The sequence below is a fragment of the Corallococcus sp. CA041A genome (assembly GCF_003612075.1).
GTDB classification, from domain to species: Bacteria; Myxococcota; Myxococcia; order Myxococcales; family Myxococcaceae; genus Corallococcus; species Corallococcus exiguus.
Genome location: NZ_RAWF01000136.1, coordinates 1 through 26,907, shown reverse-complemented (window position 1 = coordinate 26,907; position 26,907 = coordinate 1). Strand labels below are relative to the sequence as shown.

Sequence of the window (26,907 nt, the reverse complement as noted above, 5' to 3'; positions counted from 1 at the left end):
AGAGGGGGACATCGGATGGGCAAGGTGGCAGGGGCGGTGGGGGTGGTGTTCATGCTCGGAACCAGCATCGTGGGCCTGATGGGGGCCTCGCTGGGCAACGGCGTCGAAGCGGGTGTGCTGGGCATGGTCGGCCTGGCCCTGTACGGCGGCAGCTCGCTCTTGAGCGGCAGGGCGGCGGAGCCCGCGGGCGTCGCGAAGCAGGCGTAGCGCCACAAGCCAGCGCTGACTGAAGCGCTGTAGGAAGCACAGGGCCTTCGGGCCGGATCAGCAAAGTGGGGAGCCAGGCTTCCCCCGCTGCCGGCCCGTGGGCCCGTGTCGTATCCGGGCCCTGCCCTCCCCTTCACGTCAAGGCTGACGAGGCTCGGCTTCCGGAGCGTGGGAGGCCTGCGCGTCCGGCAGCGCGCGCGGCTCCTGGACGGAGGCTCGCGGCGGCACCTCCTGCTCCGGCAGCGGCTGCTGTGCGGTGCCCTGCGATTCCTGACGGCGCAGGCGCACGGCCCGGCTCCACAGGGCGATACCGGCCCACGCGCCCACGAGCGCGGCCGGCACGGCCACGACATGGGGCCAGTAGAGCGCCACGCCCGCCAGGGCCAGCGGCACCAAGCCCGCGCCGAAGACGACCTTGGATTCGGTGCGGCCCAGCTCGCGGTGGTTGGTGACGGCGGCGCCCACGGTGTTGCCCAGGCGCACCGCGCCCGCAGCCGCGCGGCTCATGCTGCCCCGCCGGCCGCGAGTCCCACGCTGTGCACGCGGCAGCGGAGGCGCGGCGCTCATGCGACGCGCCCTTCCACTGAGCACCACCTCCGTCGCGTGCTCCAGGTCCTGGAGGTACATGTCCTCCATGCACCGGGCGAAGGGCGCGTCCTCCACGGCGACGTCGATTTCGGAGTTACCCAGCCAGCTGGCGGGGTTGAGGTTGGACGAACCGACGCGCGCCCAGGTGCCATCCGCCACCGCCGTCTTGGCGTGGAGCATGGTGCCATTCCATTCATAGACGCGGATGCCGGCCTCCAGCAGGGGGCGGTAGCCGGCCTGGGTGAGCGGGCGAAGCGCGGGGATGTCGCTGCTGCCGGGCACGAGCAGCCGCACATCCACGCCGTCGCGCGACGCGGCCCGCAGCGCCTGCACATAGGTGGCGGTGCCCACGAAGTAAGCGTCGGTGAGCCACAGCCGCTTGCGCGCGAGCGAAGCGATGAGCTGGTCCACGCGGAAGAGGCCCGCGCTCCAGGGCACGCCGGCCACCACGCGAAGGGACACGTCGCCCATGGTCAGGGAGGCGCGAGCGGACAGGCAGCCCTCTTCATCTAGAGGAGGGCCCACGGTGCTCCACCCCTGGGCGAAGGCGCGCACCAGGTCCGCCACTGCGGGGCCGCGAATCTCCAGGCCGGTGTCGCGCCAGGGGGCCACGCCCTTCTGCTCGTCGCCCACCCACTTGTGGCTCACGCACAGGCCGGAGACGAAGCCCACCTCGCCGTCCACGGTGAGCGTCTTGCGGTGGTTGCGGCCCAGCCACGCCAGGGGCCGGTCGAACTGGAAGGGATTGAAGCAGCGCACCTCCACGCCCGCGTCGCGCAGGGTGCGCCAGTAGTCGCGGGACGCGGGGCCCAGGCAGCCCAGCCAGTCATAGAGGACGCGGACCTGCACGCCGTCGCGAGCACGGGCGGCCAGCGCGTCCGCGAAGGCACGGCCCACGTCGTCGTCCTCGATGATGTAGTTCTCGAAGAGGACGGAGCGCTGGGCCTGCTGGATGGCGCGCAGCCACGCGGGGTAGTTCTCGCGAGCGTCGCGCAGCAGGTGCACGTCGTTGCCCGGCACGAGCGGTGCGCCCGCGGCGCGGGAGAAGACCTGTTCGGCGAGGTTGTGCTGCCGGCCGCTGATGCCCGATGACTTCACGATGCCCACGGCGTGTCTCCTCGGGAAATCGGGGCGCGCCCGAAGGCTCTGGGTGAGGTGCGGTCCCCTTGGGACGGTCGCAAGGGCTTCGCGTGAACGGATTCCAGCGCGCTCGCGGCAGCGTCGAGGGCCTGGCTGCCCGGCTGACCTCCCCTCGAGTCCGGGGACCGGGGGATGCGCTGTGTGGCGCGGGGATGCATGAGCAACCTCTCCACGAGGACGATGTCCGACGGATTCCTGCTTCCTACCCTTTCCCGCGCGTCTCCGCCCAGGGGGACGGGCGAGGAGGAGACGAAGGCGTGAACGAATCAGCCCCTGCCCTGCCCCGCCTGTCGTTCGACTTCCCGGAAGGCGCCGACTTCAGCAACAGCGTGAACCACGAGTGGCTCCTGACCAACGGCCGAGGGGGCTACGCCTCCGGCACGGTGGTGGGCTGCAACACGCGCCGCTACCACGGCCTGTTCATCCCCACGTTGGAGAAGCTGGGCCGCACGGTGCTGATGGCGCGGATGGAGGAGACGGCGCTGGTGGACGGGGAGCGCTACCGGCTCACGTCCGAGGAGCACGAGGACGGCACCACGGTGGAGGACGGCGCGAGGCACCTGCGGCACTTCCACCTGGAGGGACTGATTCCCGTCTGGGAGTACGCGGTGGGGCGTGCGCGGCTGAGGCGCCGCTGCGTGATGGTGCACGGCGAGGACACGGTGTTCCTCGCGTGGGAGCACCTGTCCGGTCCGGAGGTGACGCTGCACCTGCGGCCGTTCCCGGTCATGCGCCCGCATGACGGGCCGCTGTTGAAGGCCGTGGGAGAGCCCGTCGTCACGCTGCGAGGCCCACTGGTGGAGCTGCGCAACGGAGAGGACGGTCCGATTCAGCGGATGCGGCTGTATGCGGACGGGCCCACGCCGTACGTGAGCCTGGCGGAGACCTCCAGGCCCCAGCACCTGCGGACGGAGAAGGCGCGCGGCTATGACTTCACGGAGGTGCAGCACTCGCCGGGCTACTTCACGGCGACGCTGAAGCCCGGGGGCACGCTCTACTTCGGGCTCACGACGCAGGCGCCAGGGCACCTGCTGGAGAGGAATCCCAAGGAGGTATTCGAACGAGAGCTGGGGAGGCAGGAACGCCTGTTGGAGCGAGCCCCGGAGCATGGGCGCACGGGAGTGCCGGCGCGTCTGGTTTTGGCGGCGGACCAGTTCATCATCGATCCGCCAAGGCCCGCGGACGCCGCGTGGGCACGGTCGATGGGATTGGACGCGAGGAGCGTCATCGCGGGCTACCCGTGGTTCACGGACTGGGGCCGGGACACGATGATCAGCCTGGACGGGCTGACGTTGGCGACGGGGCGCTACCGCGAGGCGGCGGCCATCCTGCGCACGTTCGAGCACTACGTGCGGGACGGCCTGATTCCCAACTACTTCCCGGATGGAGAGAACGAGGGCGTCTACCACACGGCGGACGCGACGCTCTGGTTCTTCCACGCGGTGGACCGCTACCTGGAGGAGACGGGAGACGAAGCGCTCCTGCGCGACCTGTTCCCGACGTTGCAGGACATCGTGGCGCACCACCAGAAGGGCACGCGCTTCCACATCGGCGTGGACCCGGCGGACGGGCTCCTGCGGCAGGGGCAGGACGGCTACCAGCTCACCTGGATGGACGCGAAGGTGGAGGGCTGGGTGGTGACGCCGCGCCGGGGCAAGGCGGTGGAGATCAACGCGCTGTGGTTCAACGCCCTGCGCCTGATGGCGGGCTGGGCGGAGCGGCTGGGACTGGAATCAGGGCCGTACCGGGCCGCGGCGGAGAAGGCGCAGGGCAGCTTCAACCAACGCTTCTGGAACGAAGCGGGCGGGTGTCTCTACGACGTGGTGGACGGAGAGGATGGCCGCGAGGACGCGAGCGTGCGGCCGAATCAGGTCTTCGCCATCTCGCTCAAGCATCCGGTGCTCAAGCGAGACAAGTGGGCGCGGGTGCTGGAGGTGGTGCGCCGCGAGTTGGTGACGCCGGTGGGGCTGCGCAGCCTGGCGCCGGGGAGCAGGGACTACAAACCGAAGTACGACGGAGACCTGCGGGCCCGCGACGCGGCCTACCACCAGGGCACGGTGTGGGGCTGGCTGATGGGCCACTACGTGGACGCGACGTTGAAGGTGTCCCCGGACATCAAGGCCGCGAGGGCCCTGCTGTCTGGAATGGAGGACCACCTGTCACGCGCGGGGATTGGACAGATTTCGGAGATCTTCGACGCGACGGAGCCCTACCGTCCGCGAGGCTGCTTCGCTCAGGCCTGGAGTGTCGCTGAGGCACTGCGGGTGTTCAGCAAGACGAACCTGGGGTGATCAGTCTTCCGACACGAAGACGGCCTCCTGCTCGGCTGCGCCCCTGGGAGTCGAGACACAGCGGAGCAGGAGGTCTTTCATTCGCGGCCCCTCCATGAAGAGGAATCCCATTCACGGTCGAGCCACACGCGTGTCAGGGCCAGCATTCGTAGACGTTGAACGAAAGCCAGTCCCCGAGGATAGAGCACCGTTCACCCAACGAGCACGTCTGCCCCTCCGGCTGTGAGGATAGGCACCGGTCCCCGAGGGCGGGGCAGCTGCCGTAATTGCACCCGCCCGGGCAGTAGTCGTAGCACGACTCCACACTCGACAGGTGCAATGTGCCAGTCTGGGCGATGCAAGCTCCGTTACTGCACGTCCAACCTGAGGAACAGGTCTGGACCAGGGTGTCGGTGGAGCCGCAGGTGCCTCCACCGCAGCCGGTACCGGTCACCCTCCGGACGTCATTGCCGCTGCAGTAGGTGCTGCTCCCGGTGGAGCACGTCTGGACCAATGAGTCCGAGGAACCACAAGCCCCCCCACTGCAGCCGGTGCCCGTGCTCCTGCGGACATCATTGCCGCTGCAATAGGTGCTGCTCCCGGTGGAGCACGTCTGGACAAGTTGCTGGCTGGATGCGCAGGAGCCACCGCTGCAGCCGCTATTGACCGTTCTATAGACGGTATTGCCGCTGCAGTAGGAACTGCCGACGCCCGTCTGACACGTCTGGACGAAGTTGTCGGTGGAGTCACACGAGCCACCGCTACAGCCGGTGCCCGTGGTCTGACGGACGTCGTTGCCACTGCAGTAGGTGCTGCTCGACGTTGAGCACGTCTGGACCAGGGTGTCGCTGTAGCCACAAGAGCCACCGCTGCAACCCGTTCCCCTGCTCCGGCGGACGGAGTTGCCGCTGCAGTAGGTTTCGCTTGAGGTGGAGCACGACTCGATGAGTTGCTGCGTGGACGCGCAGGCATTGTTGACGCAGCCACCGTAGACGGTCTGGTAGGCGCCATTGCCGCTGCAGTAGGGCCCGCTGGTCCCCGTCTGACAGGTCTGGACCAGGGTGTCGGTGGAGGTGCAGGCACCGCCACTGCACGTGCCGGTGCCGGTAGTCCTCCGCAGGTTGTTACCGCTGCAATAGTCGGTGCTCGCGGTGGAGCAACTCAGGGCCGTTCCTCCGCAGGTGCCCGAGCCGTTGCACACGTCGCCCGTCGTGCAGGCGTTGCCGTCGTCGCACAGGGTTCCCGCGGCCTTCGACGGATAGGTGCACACGCCATTGCTATACGTCCCCGGCGAGCCATGGCAGGCGTCCGGCGGCGTCGTGCAGGCCGGCGCGCCCGCGCAGACTCCCGCCCCGTTGCACACGTCATTGAGCGTCCCACCATTGCCATCATCACAAGCAGTGCCCGCGGCCTTCGGCGCATAGGTGCACGCACCATCGCTGCACGTACCCGCCGCCGCGTAGCACTGCCCGGGCGGGCTGTTGCAGCTCACCGGCGTCCCCGCGCACCCACCAGCCCCGTTGCACGTCTCCTCCACCGTGCACGCGTCTCCGTCATCACAAGCGGCGCCCGAAGCCTTGTACGCGTAGGAGCACGCGCCATCGCTGCCGCACGTGCCCGCCGCCGCGTAGCACTGCCCGGGCGGACTGCTGCAACTGGTGGCACTTCCCGCGCACACGCCCGCACCGTTGCACGCGTCCTCCCCGGTGCACGCATCCCCGTCATCACAACTGGTGCCCGAGGCCTTCGGCGCGTAGCTGCAAACCCCGTTGCCGCACGTCCCGGCCGCCTGGTAGCACTGGTTGGGAGGGCTGTTGCAGCTCACCCCTGCGCACGCGTCATACACATACGTCTCCGCCGTCTTCAGGCTCGCGCCGCTGGCGCCGATTCCACCTATCACCAGCACCTTCCCCCGCCCCTCCAGCGGCACCGCCACGTGCACGTACCGCGCGCTCCCCATCGCGGTCGTCGCACTCCACAGCCGGGTGTCCGGGGCATACACCTCCGCACTGCCCAGCGCGTTCGTCGCCGCGCTGCCGTACATGCCTCCGGCCACCAGCACCTGTCCCGAGCTCAGCGGCGCCGCCGTGTGCAACTCGCGCGCGGTGCCCAGCGCACCCGCCGCGCTCCACTGTCCCGTGCTCGGGTCGTATTCCTCCGCCGTCGCCACCAGCCCGGTGCTGCTATTGCGCCCGCCCACCACCAGCACCTTGCCGGAAGGCAGCAGCGTCGCCGTGTGGTTGTGGCGCGCGGTCGACAGGCTTCCCGTCGCCATCCACGTATTGCTCGAGGGCGTGTACAGCTCCGCGCTCGTCAGGCTGGTGCTCGCTCTTCCTCCCACCACCAGCACCTGGCCCGAGGGCAGCAGCGTCGCCGTATGGTTGCGTCGCGGCATTGCCAGACTCGCCCCCGCGCTCCACGTGCCGGAGGCCGGGTCATACACATCCACCTTGCCTTGCGGTCCCGAACCGTTCCCGCCGCCCGCAACCAACACCTTGCCCGAGGGCAGCAACGTCGCCGTCAGGGAGTCCCGTGCCACTCCGGTGGCGAAGCTGCCAGCGGAAGTCCAGGCATTGGAGGCCGGGTCATAGAGGGCCGTGGAAGCCAGACGGCCCGTCGCGTTCTCCCCGCCCGCCACCAGCACCTGGCCCGAAGGCAGCAGCGTCGCGGTGAGGACCTGCCGGGGCTCCGGCATGGGGGCCGCGGCCGTCCAGGTGCCCGTACCCGAGTCGTAGAGCGTCGTGGAGGACAGATACCCGCTGGTGTTGTACCCGCCCGCCACCAGCACCTTGCCTGAGTCCAGAGCCACCGCCGCGTGGTACTTGCGAGACTCCGCCATGTCCGCCGTCGCTTCCCATGCCTCCACCAGGGCGGAATCGCCGCGAGCAAGCGACGGCTCTTCGGGCAGCTTGCTACAGCTGACAACCCCACAGACAAAAGCCAACAGCAGAGCCCGGCCGGCTCGCATTGTGTGCATGACATCTCCGTGAATGGAGGCGGCCTCACGCCTCCCTTTGACTTGCTTTGGAGACTCAGCCTGCCTCACCCTCCGTGAAAAACACAATCGGCCGATATCAAAACCCCAACCTGGGAGGTCTGACTCCGGAGCACGCACAATGACTCCGGATGAGTCATCACAGCCCCAGCAGCGCAAGGTCTCGGAGTTCAGCAAGACAAGCAGCAGGTGCTCAGGTGTTCTTGAGCTTCCGCAACCATCGAGCGGACTTCGCATGTCCCAGGCTCGCGGCATCACGAAAGTGACGCATGGCGCGCGCCTTGGACCTGGGCACGCCCTCGCCGTTCGCGAACATCAACCCCAGGTTGAACGACGCGCTGGGATGCCCCTGCCCCGCCGCCAGCCGAAACCAGGCAAAGGCACGCAAGGCGTCCGTCGGAAGGCCCACGCCATTGGAATAGTTGTAGCCCAGGGCCAACTGCGCTTCCGCGTAACCGCCCTTCGCGGACATTTCGTAATACGCATTGGCTCGCTTCAGGCTCTTGCGGACGCCCTTTCCCAGTTCATACGCAAGACCGACGTTGTAGGCCGGAATCGCGTGTCCCTGCCGTGCATGCTTCCGGTAGATCCGGACCGCTTCCTGCTGCTGATGGGCCTCGGTGCTCTCGAACAGGAGATACGCCAGGTTTCCCTCGGCGACGGCGAATCCCAGGGCGGCAGCCCGGCGATACCAGGCTTCCGCGAGGGCCTTGTCCTTTCGGGCCCCCCTGCCATTGTCATAGGCGAGGCCCAGGTTGAAGGCCGCGACATCGTCTCCCAATGCGGCTGCTTTCTCCGTCCACATCCGGGAGCGCTTTGGATCACGCCGGACGCCATCTCCGTAGAGGAAATGGAGCCCCACGTTCGTCATGGCCTCCATCTTCCCGAGCCGCGCCGCCGTGAGGTACGCCTTCGAAGAGGGCCTTGCGGTCGTCAGGCCGCATCTCCTCGATCGTCCACGCCCTGCCCATGGCCGCATCCGCCAGGGACCGGACGGCAGGAGCCTTCCTTCTCACGCGCGTTTCCATTCCGGCCTACACGACATGAGCCAGACAGACCTGACCCGTGCGGTCATCACCCCTGCGAATGCGCGCGGCCTGAAACGTGTGCGGCAGTTGGGTTCCCAGCTCGACTCCGTTCGCTGGGAAAAGCTTTGCTTTGACCCGTCAGGCGCCCGGCTGCTCGCGAAAGCCGCCTCCCTCCTGCGGTGGTGGAACCTGGACACGGCAACGGACGTCGCCAGCGGCTCGGTAGAGTTGAAGATGGAGCCCATCGAGGCCCTCTTCCACGGTTCGAATCACATCGTGACCGCGGGTCCGCCGGTCGCGGAGGCCGCTGTCGCCTGGCGGCCTCGGCTCATGGCCTTCTCCACGACGGACGGCTCGCTCTGGCGTGAGGAAACCCTCTCCGCGCCCGCCACCGGGCTGGCCATGTCCCGAGATGGCATGCTGCTGGCCATCCTGGAACGTGGCGAGGCCCTCCTCTGGGACGTGGCAGGCTGGAAACGAATTCGTGACCTGCCAGGCGTTGAGTGGCACGTCGAGGTCAAGGCGTGCGCATTCTCCCGTGACTCACGCTTCGCGGCGGTGATCGTAACGGATTACGATCATGACCAGGCGGCGCTCTACCTCTGGGACCTGAAGGCGAGCTCTCATCCCTGGGTTCATCCCCTGGGGTTTCAGTTCGCGGCGAGCGTTGCATTCCATCCCACGCGGCCCCTGCTTGTCGCGAGAGGGGTCCGCGAGGTCGTGGTGATGGATGTGCATGAGCGTCGCGTCCTGGGGACGTTCAACGACTACAATCATTACGTGAGCAACCTCGACTTCAGTCCGGACGGAGACTTGATGGTCTCGTCCACTGATACCTATGGCTTCATGCTCCACGACTTCGATACCGGCGAGGAGCTGTTCCGCCACTCGGACGAGAGTGAGTTCCCTACGGGAGATGCGGTCTTCTCACCCGATGGCCGATTCATTGCCTTGGCCCAGGGAGATGGAACCGTGGGCCTTTGGGGTGTGAGCCCCGTGGCTTGACGCTCCAAAACCAGACGTGCCATGAACCCCTCTGAGGTGGCGGGAAGGCCACTTCAGGGGGGGGAACATGATCAGGCTCATCCGGCCCATCATCGACGGCAACGCATTGGAGGCCCTGGCCATCTTTGTCGTGGTCCTCGTGGTGTGGTGGGTATTCTCCCTCATCACCGCGCCCACGACGGGCCACGCACCACCGGAGCCAGACGACCCTTCTGGCTCGCCGGGCTACGCGAAGGTGGCGCTGGGGCTTCTCGCGGCGACGCTGGTGCTGTGGGGGCTGTTCGCGCTCAGCGACAGCGATGGCCCTCCCGCTCCCGAGGGTGGGCTCCTCCACGTCGTGGCCACGGGCCCACGACCTGACCGCGACATCGTCCTGCGCGTGGATGACCAGCCCGTGGCGCCGGTGCTCCACGCCGACCATCACCTCGCGTTTCCGGTCCCCAGCGGTCGACATGCCGTCTTCCTGAAGGACTCGAGCGTCGACAGCTCCCGCGACTTCGAGGTCGATATCCGCGAGGGCGAGGCCCTCGTGCTGTCCGTCCATCCGGACCTTTGCCCCGTGCAGATCGACATGTCGGCCCTGACCTACGGCCAGCCCGCACGCTCCACTCGGACACCGCTGGACGGCGTCTACATCCGGACCCTGCCCGTGGTGGACGTATTCACCCAGACAGAGAGCCCCATGTGGCTTCCTCGGGGAGCGGTCCTCTCCTTCAACGAACTGCCGGATTCACTTTCCCCGGGTTCGAGCGCCAGCATCCTGATTCCCCTTCCCTGCTCCATGGCTCAAGACGACAGGGCCCTCTGGGCCGAGGCGCGGAAACGCTTCCCGGGACTCGACGACGCGGCCCGGCGTGTGGGCTACACGGAAGCGGATCCCACACGGCGTGAAGTCGCGGCGATGGACGAGGAGCGGGTCTTCGAGCTCTTCAAGCAACAGGGCGCGGCGCTGGCGCGCGAAACGCCCCCCTGAGCTAGGGTGCGCCGCCATGGCGACTCCGCGGTACTGGTTGATCAAGAGCGAGCCCTCCGTCTACGCGTACGCGAAGCTGGAGGAGGACGGCAGGACGGAGTGGACGGGCGTGCGCAGCTTCGAGGCGCGCAACAACATCCGGGCCATGACGCCCGGGGACCTGTGCCTCTACTACCACTCCAATGAGGACAAGGCCGTCGTCGGCGTGGCGTGCGTCCTCTCCAAGCCGGGCCCGGACCCCACCGCCCCCGGCGAGGACTGGGCCTCCGTGGACGTGGGCCCCGTGGTCGCCTTCACCACGCCGGTGACACTGGCCACCATCAAGGCCACGCCCGCGCTCAAGGACTTCCCGCTCATCACCCGCAGCCGCCTCAGCGTGACGCCCACCCCCGTGGAGCACTTCGAGCTCGTCCTCAAGATGGGCAAGACGCAGCTCCCGACGGCCGCCGCCGCCAAAGCCAGGCCGAAGCCGAAAGCCAAACCCAGAGCCCGCCCATGAGCGCAGCCCGCGAAGTCCGCGCCGACTTCGACCGAGCCTCCATCGTCGTGTATCAGGCCTACGCGGACGCCATCGCGGACGTGGCCGTGAAGCAGCAGAAGTTCGGCCCGCCGTTCTCCGTGGGCCGGATGACGTGGATCAAACCCAGCTTCCTGTGGCTCATGCACCGCTCCAACTGGGGCCGGAAGAGCGGCCAGGAGCGCACGCTCGCGGTGCGGATCAAACGCTCCGGCTGGGAGGAGGCGCTGTCCTCCGGCGTCCTCACCGGCTTCGAGCCGAAGGCGCACGGCTCACCGGACGCGTGGCGCAAGGCCTTCGACACCGCGCCCGTCCACATCCAGTGGGACCCGGAGCGCACGCTTCGAGGCGCGGGCCTGCCCCACGACAGCATCCAGGTGGGCTTGAGCCGCACCGTCATCCAGCGCTTCGTGGATGACTGGACCGTGTCCATCACCGACCTCACGCCCCTGGTCCAGAAGCTGCGCAAGCACCTGGACGACGGCCGCGCGGATCAGGCCACGCGCCACCTGCCGAAGGAGTCCGTCTACCCGGTCCCTTCGGACCTCGCCCGGCGACTGGGAATGTGACGGCGCGTCAGAGGAGTCCGCTCCTTCGACGCGAGTTGTTATGTTCCGGGCATGGCGGACATCCCCTCCCTGGAGACCCTGCGGACCCAAATCGAGCGCATCGACGAGGACGTCCTCGATGCGCTCCAGCGGCGCATGGCCCTGGCCGACGACGTGGCGCGCGCCAAGCTGGTGACGGCCTGGCCCTTCCGGGACCCGCAGCGCGAGGACCTGCTCCTGCGCAAGCTGCGCGGCCGGGCGGCGGAGCGCGGCCTGGATCCGCACGAAGTGGAGCGCCTCTACCGCGTCATCCTGGACATGTCCGTGGCCCGGCAGCAGGCCCTGGTCACCCGCCTGGACACCACGCCCCTGCGCGTGGGGTACCTGGGCGTCGAGGGCTCCTACAGCCACCTGGCCGCCCGCCAGCGCTACGGCCACCGGCCGGGCGGCGTGCTCCTCGCCGGTTTCGACACCGCCCGCCAGGCCGTGGAGGCCCTCAAGCAGAGCGAGCAGGACGTGCTGCTGCTGCCCATCGAGAACACCACCGCCGGCAGCATGAATGAGACGTACGACGTGCTCGCCGCGGGCGATGGCGTCATCACCGGCGAGGTGGTGAGCCAGGTGGACCACCGGCTGCTGGGCGTGAAGGGCGCGAAGCTGGAGGACCTGCGCGAGGTGCTGTCCCATCCGCAGGCCCTGGCGCAGTGCGAGGACTTCCTGCGCACGCACGTGCCCTGGGCCCGCGCCGTGCTTGGGCCAGACACCGCCGTCGCCGCGCAGATGGTCGCGGATCGCAATGACAGGACCGTGGCCGCCATCGCCAGCGAGTCCGCGGCGGGCCGCTTCGGACTCGAGGTGCTCGCCAGCGACCTGCAGCCCGGCTCGGACTTCACGCGCTTCGTGGAGGTCTCGCGACAGCCCACGCCGCTCGCGCCGGACGTGCCGTGCAAGACGTCGCTGCTGGTGGTGCTGGAGCACCGCCCGGGCGCGCTGGGCCAGGTGCTGCAGCGGCTCACGCAGCGCGGAGTGAACCTCTCCAAGCTGGAGTCGCGCCCCATCCCGGGCGCGCCGTGGAAGTACCGCTTCTACCTGGACGTGGAGGGCCACGCCGCGTCCGCCTCGGTGACGGCCGCGCTGGAGGATCTGCGCCCGCTCACATCGTCCCTGCGCGTGCTGGGCACCTACCCGCGCGCGGAGCCCATCGATGGCTGACACCGCCTCCCGCCGCATCGCCTTCCAGGGCGAGCGCGGCGCGTACGGCGACGAGGCCACGGGCGCGCTCTTCGGCGCCTCCGTGACACGCATCCCCTGCCCCACCTTCCGCGCTGTCTTCGAGGCCGTGGCCGAAGGCACGGTGGACGGTGGCGTGGTGCCCATGGAGAGCGCGCTCGCGGGACCGGTGGCGGAGGTGGTGGACCTGCTCCTGGAGTTCACCCCGGCCCTCTCCGGAGAACTTCGCCTTCCTGTGCGTCATTGTCTGCTGGCGCCGCCGGGCCGCACGCTGGAGGGCCTCACGCGCGCGCTGTCCCATCCGCAGGCGCTGGCGCAGTGCGGAGGCTGGCTGCGAAAGCACCACCTGCACCCCGTGCCCGAAGCGAACACCGCCGTGGCGGCGCGGCGCGTGGCGCAGGAGGTACTGGAGGGCACGGCGGCCATCGCCAGCCGGACCGCGGCGGAGCTCTACGGCCTCACCGTGCTGGCGGAGGGCATCGCGGACTCGCCGGACAACGCCACCCGCTTCCTCGCGGTGGGCCCGGCCGTGCCGCTGAACCTGGGCTCGCGATGGAAGACGTCGCTGGTGCTCACGCTCGACGACGGCCCTGGCGCGCTTGCTGGCGTGCTCACAGCCTTCGCCGCGCACGGGGTGAACGTCGCCCGGCTGGAGTCGAGGCCCGGCGGCGTCCGCGCCTGGGACTACCGCTGGTGCCTGGACGTGGAGGGCGCGGTCACTTCCGCGCCCGTGAAGACGGCCCTGGGCGAAGCCCGGAGCATGTGCACGTCGCTCCGGGTGCTGGGCAGCTACGCGCTCAGCGACTGACGGCCTTGGCCGGAGCGGCGGCCTGCGTCCCGTCGCCGTTGCTCACGGCCTCCGTGTACGCGGCGCGCACGATGTTCGTGTAGCGCTGGAGGGCGCCCAGCTGCTCCAGGCGCAGCGCCTGCGGCCCGTCGCACAGCGCCTTCTCCGGCGTGGGGTGGAAGTCCACCAGCACCATGGACGCGCCCGCGATGAGGCCCTGGCCAATCGCGTGGAAGATGTCCGGCAGCCCGTCCGGCGGGGCCTCCGCGCGGCCAATCGCGTGCGAGGGGTCCACGCACACCGGCATGCGCGTGAGGCGGCGCACCACCGGCACGTGCGCGAAGTCCACCATGTTGCGGTGCGGGTCGCCCAGGTGCGTCTTCACGCCGCGCAGGCAGAAGACGATCTTGGGGTTGCCCTCGCTCGCCACGTACTCGCACGCGTTGAGGGACTCCTCCAGCGTGATGCCCATGCCGCGCTTGAAGAGCACCGGGAAGGCGTGCTGCTGGCCAATCTGCTTGAGCAGCTCGAAGTTCTGCGCGTTGCGCGTGCCCACCTGGAGCATCACGCCCGTGGGCGCCCCTGACTTCTTCAGCGCGTCGTTGATCTCGTCGATGTGGCGCGGGTGCGTCACCTCCATCGCGACGACCTTGATGCCATGCTTGCCCGCGGAGTCGAACACCCAGGGCAGGCACTTCGCGCCCAGGCCCTGGAACTCGTACGGGTTGGTGCGCGGCTTGTACGCGCCCATGCGCGTGGTGTTGATGCCGCAGCGGGCGAGCGCCGCCATCATCGCGTCCACGCTCTCCAGCGAATCCACCGCGCACAGCCCGGCGAACAGGTTCACCGAGTTGTCGCCGAAGCTGACGCCGTTGTACTCGAAGCCCGCCGTGGTGCGCTGGCCACCGTGCCGGCCGATGATGCGGTACTTCTGCGAGACGCGGACCACCTGACGCACGCCGGGCAGCTGCTGGAACGGCTCCAGCGGCACCTGCGACGTGGAGCCCAGCAGATACAGCTCCGTGATGGTGGACTCAGCGCCCTGGACGACGTGGGCACGCGGGGTGACGCCCTCGTACTGCGAAGCGAGTTGGAGGACGGCGTTCACGACGGATTCCGGGGAATCCGGCTCGAGCATCACGATCATGCGGGGGGTTCTCCTGGTGGGGGGCCGCTTCGGCATTCAACACCGGCATCCCGCCCTTTCCCTCCGCATTTGTATGGAATTTGACGCGAGGCGCCTCAGGAGGAGGCGGGGCGCAGCCGGGTCGCCAGCAGGGTGTAGTGCTCCTGCTGGGTAGGGTCACCCAGGTGCTCCCACACGTCGGCCAGGGCCTTGGCCGCCTCCACGTAGGCAGGGGACAGCTCCAGCGCCAGTTCGAAGACCTGGCGGGCCAGCCGGTACCGGGCCTTGTCCGGCCGCCGGCCCTGGGTCAGCAGCGCGTTACCCAGGTGGTAGACCTCGATGGCGGCGGCCTCGCGGTAGCCGGGGGTGGGGTTGAGTTGCACCGCCCGGTGCATCAGGAGGGAGGCGGCTTCGGGCTCCCCCAGTTCCAACTGGCAGAGGGCCGCCTCGCGGTGGGGGTCCGCCGCGGAGGGATCCAGCTCGATGGCGCGCTGGAAGCCCTTCAAGGCCTCGTCGGTACGCCCCAGCTGCTTGAGGGCGAAGGCCTTCGAGGTGAGCGCGGGGAAGTGGCGCGGATCCACGGCGAGGACCTGCTCGAACGACTGGAGCGCGGCCTCGTGGTTGCCGGACATGGAACGGTGGACGCCCTCGTTGAACGACGCCAACAGCAACGACCTGGACATCTTCGGTTCCCCCATCGGACAGGGTTCGCAAGGCCGCGCGCTTCACGCGGCCCGAAAGCGCAAGCCTGTCACCGGGGGCCCACGCCTCGCAAAGGTGCGCCCCTTCCCCGGCTGATGGCACCCATCGCGTTCGGCTGATGACGCGGGCGGCCTCCCGCATGACGCAGGTTTCCGTCGTCCGGAATTCGCCACTGTCCCCGGCCGGCCCTCCTGCGCTACGTCGCCGGAAGTCCAGGGTGGACTCCTCCCCGAGGCCCTCATGCTGGTGTTCGAGATCGTCATCGCGCTGCTGCTGGGAGGCGCGGGACTGGCGGCGCTGTCCCGGCGGCTTGGCACGCCCTACCCCGCGCTGGTGGCGCTCGCCGGGGCGGTCCTGGCGCTCGTGCCGGGCAGTCCGGAGCTGGTGTTGGATCCGGAGCTGGCGCTTACCCTGTTCGTCGCGCCGGTGCTGCTGGACGCGGCGTTCGACGCGTCGCCTCGCGACCTGCGCGCGAACTGGCGGCCGGTGGCGAGCCTGGCCCTGGGGGCGGTGGTGCTCACGGTCATCGCCGTCGCGGTGGCGGTGAAGTGGATGGTGCCGGCGATGCCCTGGGCCGCGGCCATCGCGCTGGGCGCCATCGTCGCGCCTCCGGACGCGGCGGCGGCCACGGCGGTGCTGAAGCAGCTCAAGCCCCCGCACCGGCTGATGGTCATCCTGGAGGGCGAAAGCCTCTTCAACGACGCGAGCGCCCTGCTCATCTACCGGCTCGCGCTGGGGGCCGTGGCCGCGGGTGGCGTGCTGGGTTGGAGCGCGGTGCCCACGCTGCTCGTCGTCACGGTGGCCAGCGTGCTCCTGGGCGTCGTGCTGTCGCGGGTGAGCCTGCGCATCAACGCCAGCGTCGAGGACGTGTCCACGGCGGTCATCACCCAGTTCGGCAGCACGTTCGCGGTGTGGATCCTCGCGGAGCGGCTGCACCTGTCCGGCATCCTGACGACGGTGGTCTACGCGATGACCATCTCCCGCACGGCCTCCGTGGTGACGCCCGCGCGGATCCGCATCCCGTCCTACGCGGTGTGGGAGGTGGCGACGTTCGTGTTGAACGTGCTGGCCTTCGTGCTCGTGGGCTTCCAGTTGAAGGGCATCGTCGCGCGCTTCGACCGGGAGACGTGGCTGGAGTACGGCGCCATCGCGGCGGTGGTGACGGGCGCGGCCATCCTCGCGCGCATCGCCTGGGTGATGGGGGCGGCGGCGTTCAACCGCTGGAGGCAGCGCAAGTCGAAGTCCAGCCCCGTCACGCTCTCGCCGAGCGCGGCCGTGCTGGTGGGATGGTGCGGGATGCGAGGCATCGTGACGCTCGCGGCGGCGCTGGCGCTGCCCACGGGGCATGACGGGGTCGCGGCCTTCCCCTACCGGGACCTCATCCTCTTCACGTCCTTCTCCGTGGTGCTGGGGACGCTCGTGGTGCAGGGAATGACGCTCAAGCCCTTGATGACGCGGCTGAAGCTGGACGACGACGGCGAGGTGGACCACGAGGTGCGGCTCGCCCGGGTGGAGACGCTGCGCGCCGGGTTGGAAGCCACGAACGAGTCCTCGGGCACGGAGATGGCGACCCTGGTCCGGCGCCGGTACGAGCTGCAACTGCGGCGCGCGCGGCAGCTCCTGGATGAACACGCCCACATGGGCTCCGCGAGCCCCAGCTCTCCCTGGGGACCGCCCACCGCGGACGCGGAGACGGTGCGCACGGCGATGGCCGCGGGCCGGCGGAAGCTGGCGGATCTCCGGGCGAACGGCACCATCGGAGACGCGGCGTTCCAGCAGGTGGAGCAGGAGCTGGACTGGAGGGAGCTCGACCTGCAACAGCTCCTCCGGGCGGAGTCACCCGAGTAGTTCTCAGCCGCGCGCCTCCTCCTCCATCGCCGCGAGGAACCCGGTGGTGAAGTCCGGGTAGCGCGGCGTCCAGCCCAGCGCCTCCAGCTTCGCGGCGCTGATGGCGCGGTCGCCGCGCAGCGATTCATGGAGGGACTCGAAGGGCACGCGCGGCGGCATGGGGAGGCCCAGCTGCTGACAGAGCCACGAGGCCGTCTCCTCCTGCGTCGCGGGGCGGCGGTCGGCCACGCAGTACACCTCGCCAGGAGCGCCGCGTTCGAGCACCACGCGCACCGCGTCCACCAGGTCGTCCACGTGGATGCGCGACAGGCGTCCCCCACCCGAGTCCGGGATGCGCAGCGTGCCCGCCTTCAAGCGTCCGGACGTGCCGCGCCCCGGGCCGTAGATGCCCGAGATGCGCATGACGCTCGCGCCCAGGGGGAGGAAGCGGTCCTCGGCCTCCAGGCGTGCGCGGGAGACCGCGGAGGTCTTGTCGACCGGCGTGGACTCATCCACGTGTCCGCGAGCGGAGCCATAGACACCCGTGGACGACAGGTAGACGAGCCGGGCGGGACGCGAGCTGGACAGTGCTTCCGCGAAGCGGGCATCCAACCCGGCCTCCGGAGGAACGGAGGTCACGACGTGCGCGCCCTCTACCCGTGACAGCGCGTCGTCAATCGACACCACGCGGACACCCGCGCCCTCCAGCACCGAACGGCGAGCGGCGTCCCGGGTCGTGGCCAGGACCTCCCGGCCCGAGCGGGCCTCCGCCACCGCGAACCGCGTGAGCGTGTAACCACAGCCAAGCAGGAGGAGCGGAGCGGTCATGGCCTCCGCGATACCGGGCAACGCCAGCCCCGCGCAAGGCCCACGCCCAAAGTGAACGGCCCTCCTCCCGTCATCCGGAAGAAGGGCCGTCATTTCACGTCTTCAGTCGCGGCTTAGAACTCCGCGCTCGCGCGAGGGTCGATGATGCCGCACTCCTTGATCTTGTAGAGCAGCGCCTTGTAGCTGATGCGCAGCTTGCCCGCCGCGCGGCGCTTGTTCCACGCGGTGCGCTGGAGCATCGCGAGGATGGCCTCGCGCTCCGCGAGCATCGCCGCGCGCTTGCCGATGTCCTTGAGCGACAGCTCCCCGGCCGGAGGCGGCGGAGGCGGCGGCTGCGGAGCATCGAACGGGTTCGCGTAGCGCTGCGGCGCCACGGCGTTGAACGGCGTGGCATCCGTCATCACCGGCGGAGGCGTCATCACCACGCCGCGCGCGGGCATCTCCAGCACCTGCACCCCCGCGCCCGAAGCCGTCGCGAGCGAGGACGGAGGAGCCGCGAAGACGCGAGCGGACTCGTCCACGTAGCGCGACGGAGGCGGGCTGAACTCGTCCCCACCGCCGAACGACGTGGGCAGCGACGGGGCGCTCGCCGGAGCACGGCCACCGGCGCGGATTTCATCCAGCACCAGGGTCGGGTCCTTCAGCACGCACAGCCGGCGCACCATGTTCTCCAGCTCGCGCACGTTGCCCGGCCACTCGTAGTCGCTGAACGCGTGGAGCACCTCCGAGGGCAGCTCGGACACGTTCGTCATGAAGCCCTTGCCGTACTTCTTGAGGAAGTGGTCGGTGAGCGGCACCACGTCCTCGCGGCGCTCGCGAAGGGGCGGCAGGCGGATGGCCACCACGTTGAGGCGGTAGTACAGGTCCTCGCGGAAGTTGCCGAGCGCGATCTCCTTCTCCAGGTCGCGGTTCGTCGCCACCACCACGCGGCTGTCCACGCGGACGCTCTTCTTGCCGCCGACGCGGAAGAACTCCTCGTCCTGCAACACCTGGAGCAGCTTCGCCTGGAGGCGGATGGCCATCTCGCCAATCTCGTCCAGGAAGATGGTGCCCTGATCCGCCAGCTCGAACTTGCCCGGCTTCTCCGCCGTGGCGCCCGTGAAGGCGCCGCGCTCGTGGCCGAACAGCTCGCTCTCCAGCAGCTCGCCCGGCAGCGCCGCGCAGTTCACCTTGATGAACGGCCGGCCATGGCGCTGGCTGCGCGCATGGATTTCGCGGGCAATCACTTCCTTGCCCGTGCCGGACTCACCCAGCAGCAGCACCGGAACGTCCGTGTCCGCGATGCGCTCCACCAGCGCACGCGCGCGGCGCATGGCCGGCGACGTGGAGATGAGCACGCGGGCCTCCGCCGCGGCCTCGGCGGGCGTCAACACCACGCGAGGCGCGGGCGCGGTCGCCTGCCGCTCCGGAACGCGGGTCCCCAGGGCGCGCGCGAGCACGTCCTGCAGCTCGTCGTTGCCAAAGGGCTTCGCCAGATAGTCGGAGGCGCCCATCTTCATCGCGCGCACCGCGTCGTCAGCGCCCGACAGCGCGCTCAACACGATGACCGGAGCCGCGCCGCCCGTGCTCCGGTAGCGGCGCAGCACCTCCAGACCACTCATCTCCGGCATCACCACGTCCAGCAGCACCGCGTCGAACGAGCCGCCAGAGAGCATCTCCAGCGCCTGCGAACCGCTCGAAGCACAGCGCACCTGGTACCCCGAGCTCCCCAGCAGCTCGGAAAGGAACGTGCGCACCGACTCCTCGTCATCCACCACCAGCACCGCGATCCGATCCATCCCCACGCCTCCGCTCGCCCTGTGCATCAAACCCTCGTGAACTGAATCAAACCGACATCAGACGGGCTGGACCGGCTGCCCGCCGAAGCTCGCGTGTACGCCTCAAGGTCTGCAGTGCCGCGGCCAACAGCTGGGTGGGAGCCCCCACCGTGTCCGGGAAGCTCACCGCTCCCAGCTCCAGCGCCGTACGCACCACGCGACCCTCCATCTGGAACCGGGCGGCCTCGAACCGGGCCTCCACCCGAGCCAGCACCTCCGGCACCGACTCCGCCGGCGTGCCCGGCAGCAGCATGGCGAACTGACTGTCGCCCACCCGCGCCACCGCGTCCGCCTCGCGCACCGTCTGCCCCAGCACCACCGCGCTGTAGACGAGCAGCCGCTCCGCCATGCTCTTGCCGTGCTCCTTGCGAAGCGCGCTCCAACCCGTCACCTCCGCCGCCACCACCGAGAATGTCCCGCCGTAGCGCTCCGTCCGCCGTGCCTCCAGCCCGATGAGGGCCAGCAGGAAGGGCCGGTTGTAGAGCCCCGTCACGGGGTCGTGCAGCGCCAGCGCCGTGCCGGCCTCTTCACCCGCGGCCGCGCGCTCCACCGACTGCTTGAGCCGCATCTGCGCGTGCAGCTTCATGGACAGCTCCGCGCCATCCACCGTGCGAGGCACCACGTCCACGCACTGCCCCTTCTCCACGCAGAAGCGCCACGCGTCCCGGTCGTGCGAATCCACCAGGTACATCATCGGCACCGTGCCCTTGCCCACCTGACGCAGGCGCCGCGCCGTCTGGATCGCCGCGTAGTCCGGCGGCTGCGCGGCCAGCAGTACGGCATCCGGACGGATCACCTCGAACAGGGGCACCGCCGCGTCGAAGCGCGTCAGGGGCACCACTCGGAAACCGGCCTCCCCCAGGAGCGCCCGGGTGCGCTCCAGGTCCTCCGCGCGAGGCTCCACCAGCAGCACCGTAGGCGGCTGGCCCGACTTTCCCGCTCCCTTGCGCTTCACACCCACCGCCGTGCCCTCCCTTCCAGCATTTTCTGCCCCGCCACCCTGCCCGCCTGCCCAGATTTACAGCCCCGCTACTTTCGCGCCCTACGTATCCCCTTGGATTTCTTAGAGAAGGGCACTTCGTTACCCATCCTGGCCCACGGTTTTAGCAATGGGTATGCCATTCATCACCTCGCGGATCCGGACTTCCAGGGTCTCCGCGTCGACCCGGTGCTTGAAGGCGGGCACCCCCTCAATGAGGACCACGGGGATGTCGTAACGCCAGGCCTCGAAGAGGTCCGGGCTCTGGAGGATGTCGGTGACGTAGAGCTCGAACGGCAGCCGGGTCCGCACCTCCTCGACCACGGCAATGGCCTTCACACAGAGGGAACACCGGGGTTTCGAGTAGATATCGACTCGCATGCGTTGCAGGATGGGCGCTCGATGCGCGGCGTGTGTGGTGATTTTTCGACGATGCCCCTCAAGGACCTGGTCGTCCACCTCGGGAATCGCCGGGCCACCGGCACCCTGAACGTGGAGCGGGGAGACGTGCGCAAGCAGCTCTTGCTGCGCGACGGCAACGTCATCACCGCCAGCTCCAACCAGCCCCGCGAGTACTTCGGCCAGTTCCTGATCAACCAGGGTCACCTGACGGAGGATCAGCTGGAGCGCGCGTTCTCCACGCAGGCGGAGACGCACATCCTGCTGGGGAAGATCCTGATCATGACGGGCACGGTGTCTGAAGCCACCGTGCGCACGGTGCTCTCCCACAAGTTCCGGGAGATGCTGCTGGACGCCTTCACCTGGGAGGAAGGCGGCTTCGACTTCCGCCCCACGGACGTCGCGCCGGAGCTGGAGGGCCTGGACGTCAGCGTGGACCTGCTGGACGTGCACCGCGAGGGCGAGTTCCGCGAGACGGCGTGGCAGGCCATCCGCGCGGTGTTCCCTTCCGGCCGCGTGCGCCTGGAGGTGGACGAGCGCAAGCTGACGGACCGCAAGGCCGGCAGCATGGACGAGCGCATCGTGCAGCTCGCGAAGGAAGGCCTCAGCATCGACGGCATGGCGCTGGCGCTGCATGCCACCGACTTCTTCCTCTACCAGCGGCTGTACGCGCTCTACCGCCAGGACGCGCTGCGGGTGTCCGACGAAGCGCCCCTGCCCTCCCCGGATCCCGGCGCGCCCACCGTCGTCGTGGTGGAGGAGGACGACGAGGACGCCCTGGACTCCGGCGGCGTCATCGGCTCCGAGTCCTCCTCCGACGAGGTGCTCCAGGCCGCCCAGCTCTTCCTGGACGCGGGCAACCTGCGCGACGGCGAGGCGCTGGCCCGGCGCGCGCACGAAATCGCGCCCAGCGAGCACACCACGAAGCTGCTGCGCGAAGCGGAAGGCAGGCTGCTCGCGGAGCTGCGCAAGGCGCTGATGGAGCCGTCGCGGGTGCCGGCGCTGATGGTGACGCCCGCGCACCTGAAGACGCTGCCCCTCACGTCACCGGAGCGCTACCTGCTGTCGCGCATCGACGGGCGGCGGGACGTGGCCGCCATCGTGCACGTGTCGCCCCTCCAGGAGCTGGAGGCCCTGAAGTTCTTCCAGGGCTTCGTGGCCACGGGGCTGGTGAAGCTCACCGCGCGTCCGCTGTCCTGACGTCCCGCTTCAGTGCTTGCCGGCGGCGCCCGCGGGGGCCGTCAACTCCACCGGCGCGGGGATGCGCTCCAGCGCCAGGCGCAGGGCCTCGCGGCCCAGGTAGGAGCCGCGGATGCGCCACTTCGGGTCATTCACGATGAGGGCGGCCACGGCCACGCGCGGGTTGTCCTTGGGCGCGAAGCCCACGAACCACGAGTAGTCGCGGAAGGGCTCGCGGTCCGCGAGCGTGCCCGTCTTGCCCACCGCGTCCTTCACCTGGAAGCCGCGCTCGCGGAAGACGCCGCGCGCGGTGCCGTGGGTGACGGTCTCCTCCAGCATCCGCGTGAGCTCATGCGCGGCGGTGGGAGTGAGCACGGGCTCCGGCTCCGGCAGGGGCATGTAGGGCTCCGGCTCCACCAGCACGGGGTCCACCCAGCGGCCCTCGTTGGCGGCCACCGACGCCAGCAGCGCGCCGTGCAGCGGGGACAGGTACACGTCGCCGAAGCCCGCGCCGGTGTTGGCGAGCGCGAAGCCGTCCTCCGGGATGTACGCGAGTGACACGTCCAGCGGCTGGGCGAAGGGAATCTCGCGGTTGAAGCGCAGGCGCGCCGCCATGCGCTTGAGGGAGTCCGCGGTCAGGTGCTTGCTGGTCATCTTGGCGAAGATGACGTTGGCGCTCTTGCCCATGGCCAGCGCCAGCGAATAGCAGGCGCCGTCGCGCTCGGTGTCCTCCAGCTGCCGCTCGTTCAGCCGGCGCTTGCCGCCGTGGAAGCAGGCCTCGGTGTCGGCCGACACGCCGGCCTCCAGGAGCGCGCTGCCGGTGACGATCTTGAAGATGCTCGCGGCCGGGTACACCGCGCGGATGGGCAGCCCGCGAAGCTCCGGCTTCGCCTCCGAGTGCTCCGCCATCGCGAGCACGCGGCCGGTGGAGGGCTCCAGCACCACCGCGGCGCCGTAGGGCACCTGGTAGTTCTGCATGATCTTCGTGAGCGACGCCTGGAGGCCAGGGTCGATGGTGAGCACCTGATCCGGCGCGTTCTTGCCGCCCTTCACCACCAGCTTGTTGCCCTCCAGCTTCGCGCGGGCCACCAGGTCCTGCGCGCGCGGCAGCCCCTGGAGCTTGCCGAACGGCGGCGCCTTCTCCCGCGAGGGCACCGGCATCGGAGGCACCATCCCGGGCTCAAACGCGGCGGCGTCCTTCGAAGCCAGCGCCTCCGCCAGCGCGCGGGCATCCACCGGGCGCGAGTCCTCGGGCGGAGTGGCCGCCACGGCTTCACCGGCGGTCCCGGAGTCTGGAGCCTGCGCGACGCTCGCGGAGCCTCCCGCGTCCGGCGAAGCTGACTGAGCGCGCTGCTCGGCCTCCACCTTCTCCACCAGCGCACGGGCGCCCACGGGCCCCGCGTCCGTTCCCAGGGCGCTCACCGACTGCGCCAGCACCTGGGCATCCGACGGGGCGGCGGGTGACGGCGCGGTGTTCGCGTCCGGCCCGGGCGCGGAGGCGCCCAGGAGCAGCGTGAGGGGGAACAGCGGCAGGGCGGCGAAGAGGCGGCGAATCGTCATGCGTCGGGGCTCTCCTTCGGGGGGCAGGGAGCAAGCCGCCGGATCCTAGTCGCTGAGAGCGCGCTGTCCACGGCTTGCCTCCTCGACTGCTGCCTTCGTCCGCGAGAAACCTGGGAAGGTGCCCGGAGGTCCAGTAGGGTCCTGTGCACCTTGGACGGACTCAAAGAGACATTGGTGATCTGGGCAGCCGAGCTGCGTCGGGCCATGAAGAGCGGCCGGGCCATCGTGCTGCTCGGCCTCTACAGCATGTTCTCCGCGCTGGTGCTGCTCGTGGTGGGCTTCGTCACCCGGGAGCTGCAGGCCCAGGTGAACGCGAAGCTCGCCGAGTCCGGCGGGGACTCGGAGATGGCCGCGCAGGCCGCGGAGCAGATGCACCAGGGGGTGCTGGGCTTCCTCGCCAGCAACGACGCCGCGATGATGGAGGCGCTGGCGAAGGTGCCCATCGTGGTGCTCATCGTCTTCAAGATCACCCTCTTCTTCCTGCCCGCCTACGTCGCGCTGATGGGCTTCGACCAGGTGAGCGGCGAAGTGGGGCCGCGCTCCATGCGCTACCTCACGGTGCGCGCGCGCCGCTCGTCGGTGCTCCTGGGCAAGTTCCTCTCCCAGGCCACGCTGCTGGTGGGGTTGGTGCTGATCATCGACCTGGCCATCTTCATCTACGCGCGCATCATCAACGACGACTTCGCCTTCGGCGTGCTGGTGCTCAACCTCCTGAAGTTCTGGAGCGCCACCGTCGTCTTCTCGCTCGCGTACGTGTCGCTCACCACCTTGTGCTCCAGCCTCTTCCGCAGCCCCGCGGTGAGCCTGGTCTTCAACTTCATCCTGCTCTTCGTCTTCTGGCTGATGGACTCCGTGGGACGCGCCGTGAGCGAGGAGAACGTGCTGCGCTTCCTGCGCTACCTGTCCCCGTCGTACTACTCGGGCAACCTGCTGCACCCGAAGCTCGCCGAGTTCGCCATGAGCGGCGCGGCCTACGCGGCCTTCGCGGCCATCTTCCTCTTCGGCGCCTACGGCGTCCTGCGCGCGAGGGACCTGTGAGCGACCTGGCCATCCAGCTGAACAACGTCTCCAAGCACTTCGGTGCCAAGGTCGCCGTCAACGCGGTGAGTCTCCAGGTGCGGCAGGGCGAGGTCTTCGGTCTCATCGGCCCCAACGGCGCCGGCAAGACGACCACCTTCTCCATGATGTGCGGCTACCTCTACCCGTCCGAGGGCTCGCTCCAGGTGATGGGCGTGTCCCCCACCGCGCCCGGCGCCCTCAAGGGCCGCGTGGGCGCGCTGCCCCAGGACGCGGTGCTGCCCCCCGGCTGGGAGGTGGGCGCGCTGCTCATGTACTGGGCCCGCCTGTCGGACCTGCCCCAGCCCGAGCACGAGGCCCGCGGCGCCCTGGAGAAGGTCGGCCTGATGGAGGCCTGGAAGGTCCAGACCCAGGCGCTCAGCCACGGCATGGCCAAGCGCGCCGCCATGGCCCAGGCCCTGATGGGCCGCCCGCCGCTCGTCCTGTTGGACGAGCCCACCGCCGGCCTGGATCCGCGCATCGCCGCGCAGGTGCGTCAGATCATCAAGGACATGAAGGGCACGCAGACGGTGGTCGTCTCCAGCCACAACCTCCAGGAGCTGGAGGAGCTGTGCGACGCGGCCGCCATCCTCGACAAGGGCTCGCTCGCGCAGGCCGGCACCATGTCGGAGCTCACCGGCCAGGGCGCCGAGTTCCGCGTCCAGATCGCCCGGGGCGACGTCATCATCCCCGAAATCACCTCCCTGCCCGGCGTCACCGACGCGCGCATGGAGGGCACGGACGTGCTGCGCGTGCGCTTCGACGGCCAGGCCCACAAGGCCGAGGAGGTCATCAGCCGCACCGTCGGCCACCTCATCCAGCACCAGGTGCTCATCCTCGGCGTCAGCCGCGGCCGCCGCCTGGAGGACCGCGTCCTTCAGCTGCTGTAGGCCCGCGCCCCACGGACGCTCACCCCGCCTTGCGCACCCAGCCCACATAGTGGGTTCCCCTGCGCTCCATGCGGACGAGCTCGTTGCCCGTCGCGTCGCACCACGCGGGCAGGTCCGCCTCCAGCCCGCGGTCGGTGGAGACGAGCTCCACCAGCGTCCCGGGCGGCAGGCGGCGCATCGCCTTGGCAATCTCCAGGATGGGCACCGGGCAGAGGGCCCCGGACGTATCCACGCGCACACCGGCTTCCATTCGCGTGCATCCTGTCATGGGGCCTGGAACCCCGCCTGCCAAAGCGACACGACACGCGCGCTGAGAGGGAATTTTGGTGTCCCCAACGTCGTTGTCCGCCCCTTCGAGGCCTCTGGATAACGGGCGGACGCAGGCGGTCATCGCGGCTTGCGTGTCTGGAATTCCCTCTGTTAAGTACCCCGCCCTTTCCCTACCCAGACACCCGCTTGGGGCCCGGAGTCGGACCTATGGCGCAGGAGCATTCCCAACCCATGAAGCCCAATGTCATCGTGGCCCTGCTGGTCGGCCTGGTGCTCGGGTTCGTTGGCGGCCGTGCCGCCACCGGATCGAAGCCCTCCACCGGCAATACGCCCTCCATCGCGCAGGCGGCGAACAAGCCCGCGGCGCGCGCCGTGGACCCCACCGTCTTCAAGGTGCCCGTCGACGGCGCCCCGACGAAGGGCAGCGTCAACGCGCTCGTCACCATCGTGGAGTTCTCCGACTACGAGTGCCCGTTCTGCAGCCGCGCGCACAACACCGTCGAGCAGCTCCTGAAGGACTACGGCAACAAGCTGCGCGTCGTGATGCGCCAGAACCCGCTGTCCTTCCACCCGCACGCCAAGCCCGCGGCCCTCGCGGCGCTCGCGGCCGGTGAGCAGGGCAAGTACTGGGACATGCACAACCTGCTCTTCGCCAACAACAAGAAGCTGGATGGGGAGAGCCTGGAGGGCTACGCCAAGCAGATCGGCCTGGACGTGGCGAAGTGGAAGGTGGACATGGCGGACGAGCGCCTGGGCGCCACCATCGACAAGGATCAGGCCCTGGCCCAGCAGATGGGCGCCAGCGGCACGCCGGCCTTCTTCATCAACGGCCGCTTCCTCTCCGGCGCGCAGCCCATCGACAACTTCAAGGCCCTCATCGACGAGGAGCTCGCCAAGGCCGAGGGCCTGGTGAAGAGCGGCGTCGCGCCGTCGCAGGTGTACGCGCGCACCATCGAGAAGGGCGTCGATCGCGCCCCGTCCCGCCC

General features: G+C 69.5%; 24 protein-coding genes. 13 read left to right on the top strand and 11 right to left on the bottom strand.

Features of this window, described 5'->3' with window-relative positions; translation table 11 throughout:
• Positions 1 to 207 (top strand): hypothetical protein (locus D7V77_RS23630; RefSeq protein ID WP_233597190.1); only part of this gene is annotated, 207 nt, incomplete at its 5' end.
• A gap of 138 nt (positions 208 to 345) precedes the next feature.
• Here the strand turns inward: D7V77_RS23630 and D7V77_RS23625 are convergent.
• Entirely contained in the window at positions 346 to 1,902 is a 1,557-nt protein-coding gene (locus tag D7V77_RS23625; RefSeq protein WP_120578557.1) for a phosphatidylserine/phosphatidylglycerophosphate/cardiolipin synthase family protein, read from the bottom strand.
• 290 nt (positions 1,903 to 2,192) lie between these two features.
• Between D7V77_RS23625 and D7V77_RS23620 the strand changes: the two genes are divergently transcribed.
• Positions 2,193 to 4,226, top strand: a complete 2,034-nt coding sequence (locus D7V77_RS23620; protein WP_120578556.1) for an amylo-alpha-1,6-glucosidase — start codon at positions 2,193 to 2,195, stop codon at positions 4,224 to 4,226.
• 133 nt (positions 4,227 to 4,359) lie between these two features.
• On the opposite strand, the gene D7V77_RS23615 is transcribed toward D7V77_RS23620, so the two are convergent.
• Both D7V77_RS23615 and D7V77_RS23610 read right to left on the bottom strand, forming a co-directional pair.
• On the bottom strand, positions 4,360 to 7,044 hold the full coding sequence (locus D7V77_RS23615) for a kelch repeat-containing protein (RefSeq protein ID WP_158624480.1): 2,685 nt from the start codon (positions 7,042 to 7,044) through the stop codon (positions 4,360 to 4,362).
• A gap of 349 nt (positions 7,045 to 7,393) precedes the next feature.
• Complete coding sequence (locus D7V77_RS23610; protein WP_158624479.1) at positions 7,394 to 8,071, bottom strand: tetratricopeptide repeat protein; 678 nt, start codon at positions 8,069 to 8,071, stop codon at positions 7,394 to 7,396.
• On the opposite strand from D7V77_RS23610, the gene D7V77_RS23605 reads away from it, so the two are divergent.
• From D7V77_RS23605 to D7V77_RS23580, 6 genes are all read left to right on the top strand, one after another.
• Positions 8,070 to 9,233 carry a WD40 repeat domain-containing protein gene (locus tag D7V77_RS23605; protein ID WP_158624478.1) on the top strand — a complete coding sequence of 388 codons (1,164 nt, stop codon included), beginning with the start codon at positions 8,070 to 8,072 and terminating at the stop codon, positions 9,231 to 9,233. The genes D7V77_RS23610 and D7V77_RS23605 overlap by 2 nt on opposite strands.
• Positions 9,234 to 9,300: 67 nt before the next feature.
• Positions 9,301 to 10,206 carry a hypothetical protein gene (locus D7V77_RS23600; RefSeq protein WP_120578552.1) on the top strand — a complete coding sequence of 302 codons (906 nt, stop codon included), beginning with the start codon at positions 9,301 to 9,303 and terminating at the stop codon, positions 10,204 to 10,206.
• A 16-nt stretch (positions 10,207 to 10,222) separates the two neighbouring features.
• Positions 10,223 to 10,705 (top strand): EVE domain-containing protein, encoded by a 483-nt coding sequence (locus D7V77_RS23595; protein ID WP_120578551.1) that lies wholly within the window; start codon positions 10,223 to 10,225, stop codon positions 10,703 to 10,705.
• A complete protein-coding gene (locus D7V77_RS23590; RefSeq protein ID WP_120578550.1) occupies positions 10,702 to 11,292 on the top strand; it encodes a DUF4291 domain-containing protein in 591 nt (196 codons plus the stop codon). The genes D7V77_RS23595 and D7V77_RS23590 overlap by 4 nt, the downstream gene beginning before the upstream one ends.
• Before the next feature lie 51 nt (positions 11,293 to 11,343).
• Complete coding sequence (gene pheA, locus D7V77_RS23585) at positions 11,344 to 12,483, top strand: prephenate dehydratase (RefSeq protein ID WP_120578549.1); 1,140 nt, start codon at positions 11,344 to 11,346, stop codon at positions 12,481 to 12,483.
• Positions 12,476 to 13,309, top strand: coding sequence for a prephenate dehydratase (locus tag D7V77_RS23580; protein ID WP_120578548.1), 834 nt, complete (start codon positions 12,476 to 12,478; stop codon positions 13,307 to 13,309). The genes pheA and D7V77_RS23580 overlap by 8 nt, the downstream gene beginning before the upstream one ends.
• Here D7V77_RS23580 and D7V77_RS23575 read toward each other — a convergent pair.
• Entirely contained in the window at positions 13,299 to 14,435 is a 1,137-nt protein-coding gene (locus D7V77_RS23575; protein WP_120578547.1) for a 3-deoxy-7-phosphoheptulonate synthase, read from the bottom strand. The two genes, D7V77_RS23580 and D7V77_RS23575, sit on opposite strands and share 11 nt — an antisense overlap.
• 95 nt (positions 14,436 to 14,530) lie before the next feature.
• The gene (locus D7V77_RS23570; RefSeq protein WP_120578559.1) at positions 14,531 to 15,097 is read right to left on the bottom strand and encodes a tetratricopeptide repeat protein; all 567 of its coding nucleotides are present in this window, start codon (positions 15,095 to 15,097) and stop codon (positions 14,531 to 14,533) included.
• A gap of 259 nt (positions 15,098 to 15,356) precedes the next feature.
• Between D7V77_RS23570 and D7V77_RS23565 the strand changes: the two genes are divergently transcribed.
• Positions 15,357 to 16,964, top strand: a complete 1,608-nt coding sequence (locus D7V77_RS23565) for a Na+/H+ antiporter (protein WP_120578546.1) — start codon at positions 15,357 to 15,359, stop codon at positions 16,962 to 16,964.
• Between the two features lie 3 nt (positions 16,965 to 16,967).
• On the opposite strand, the gene D7V77_RS23560 is transcribed toward D7V77_RS23565, so the two are convergent.
• The 4 genes from D7V77_RS23560 to D7V77_RS23545 all read right to left on the bottom strand — a co-directional run bounded on the left by D7V77_RS23560 (position 16,968) and on the right by D7V77_RS23545 (position 20,948).
• Positions 16,968 to 17,771, bottom strand: coding sequence for an NAD-dependent epimerase/dehydratase family protein (locus D7V77_RS23560; RefSeq protein WP_120578545.1), 804 nt, complete (start codon positions 17,769 to 17,771; stop codon positions 16,968 to 16,970).
• Positions 17,772 to 17,884: 113 nt separating this feature from the next.
• The gene (locus D7V77_RS23555; RefSeq protein WP_120578544.1) at positions 17,885 to 19,549 is read right to left on the bottom strand and encodes a sigma-54 dependent transcriptional regulator; all 1,665 of its coding nucleotides are present in this window, start codon (positions 19,547 to 19,549) and stop codon (positions 17,885 to 17,887) included.
• Positions 19,550 to 19,595: 46 nt separating this feature from the next.
• Positions 19,596 to 20,549, bottom strand: coding sequence for a diguanylate cyclase (locus tag D7V77_RS23550; protein WP_169821093.1), 954 nt, complete (start codon positions 20,547 to 20,549; stop codon positions 19,596 to 19,598).
• A 120-nt stretch (positions 20,550 to 20,669) separates the two neighbouring features.
• The gene (locus D7V77_RS23545) at positions 20,670 to 20,948 is read right to left on the bottom strand and encodes a glutaredoxin family protein (RefSeq protein ID WP_120578542.1); all 279 of its coding nucleotides are present in this window, start codon (positions 20,946 to 20,948) and stop codon (positions 20,670 to 20,672) included.
• A gap of 21 nt (positions 20,949 to 20,969) precedes the next feature.
• Between D7V77_RS23545 and D7V77_RS23540 the strand changes: the two genes are divergently transcribed.
• Positions 20,970 to 22,166: a DUF4388 domain-containing protein gene (locus tag D7V77_RS23540; RefSeq protein ID WP_120578541.1), complete on the top strand. Its 1,197-nt coding sequence runs from the start codon at positions 20,970 to 20,972 to the stop codon at positions 22,164 to 22,166.
• A gap of 9 nt (positions 22,167 to 22,175) precedes the next feature.
• Here the strand turns inward: D7V77_RS23540 and D7V77_RS23535 are convergent, their stop codons facing one another.
• The gene (locus D7V77_RS23535) at positions 22,176 to 23,705 is read right to left on the bottom strand and encodes a penicillin-binding transpeptidase domain-containing protein (RefSeq protein WP_120578540.1); all 1,530 of its coding nucleotides are present in this window, start codon (positions 23,703 to 23,705) and stop codon (positions 22,176 to 22,178) included.
• 171 nt (positions 23,706 to 23,876) lie between these two features.
• Here D7V77_RS23535 and D7V77_RS23530 point away from each other — a divergent pair, with 171 nt between their 5' ends.
• Both D7V77_RS23530 and D7V77_RS23525 read left to right on the top strand, forming a co-directional pair.
• Positions 23,877 to 24,743 (top strand): ABC transporter permease, encoded by an 867-nt coding sequence (locus tag D7V77_RS23530; RefSeq protein ID WP_255424672.1) that lies wholly within the window; start codon positions 23,877 to 23,879, stop codon positions 24,741 to 24,743.
• Positions 24,740 to 25,651 (top strand): ABC transporter ATP-binding protein, encoded by a 912-nt coding sequence (locus D7V77_RS23525; RefSeq protein ID WP_120578538.1) that lies wholly within the window; start codon positions 24,740 to 24,742, stop codon positions 25,649 to 25,651. The genes D7V77_RS23530 and D7V77_RS23525 overlap by 4 nt, the downstream gene beginning before the upstream one ends.
• 19 nt (positions 25,652 to 25,670) lie before the next feature.
• Here D7V77_RS23525 and D7V77_RS23520 read toward each other — a convergent pair whose 3' ends face one another.
• Positions 25,671 to 25,901, bottom strand: coding sequence for a sulfurtransferase TusA family protein (locus D7V77_RS23520; protein ID WP_120578537.1), 231 nt, complete (start codon positions 25,899 to 25,901; stop codon positions 25,671 to 25,673).
• A 251-nt stretch (positions 25,902 to 26,152) separates the two neighbouring features.
• Between D7V77_RS23520 and D7V77_RS23515 the strand changes: the two genes are divergently transcribed.
• Positions 26,153 to 26,907: thioredoxin domain-containing protein (locus tag D7V77_RS23515; protein ID WP_169821089.1), on the top strand; the 755-nt coding region annotated here is incomplete at its 3' end.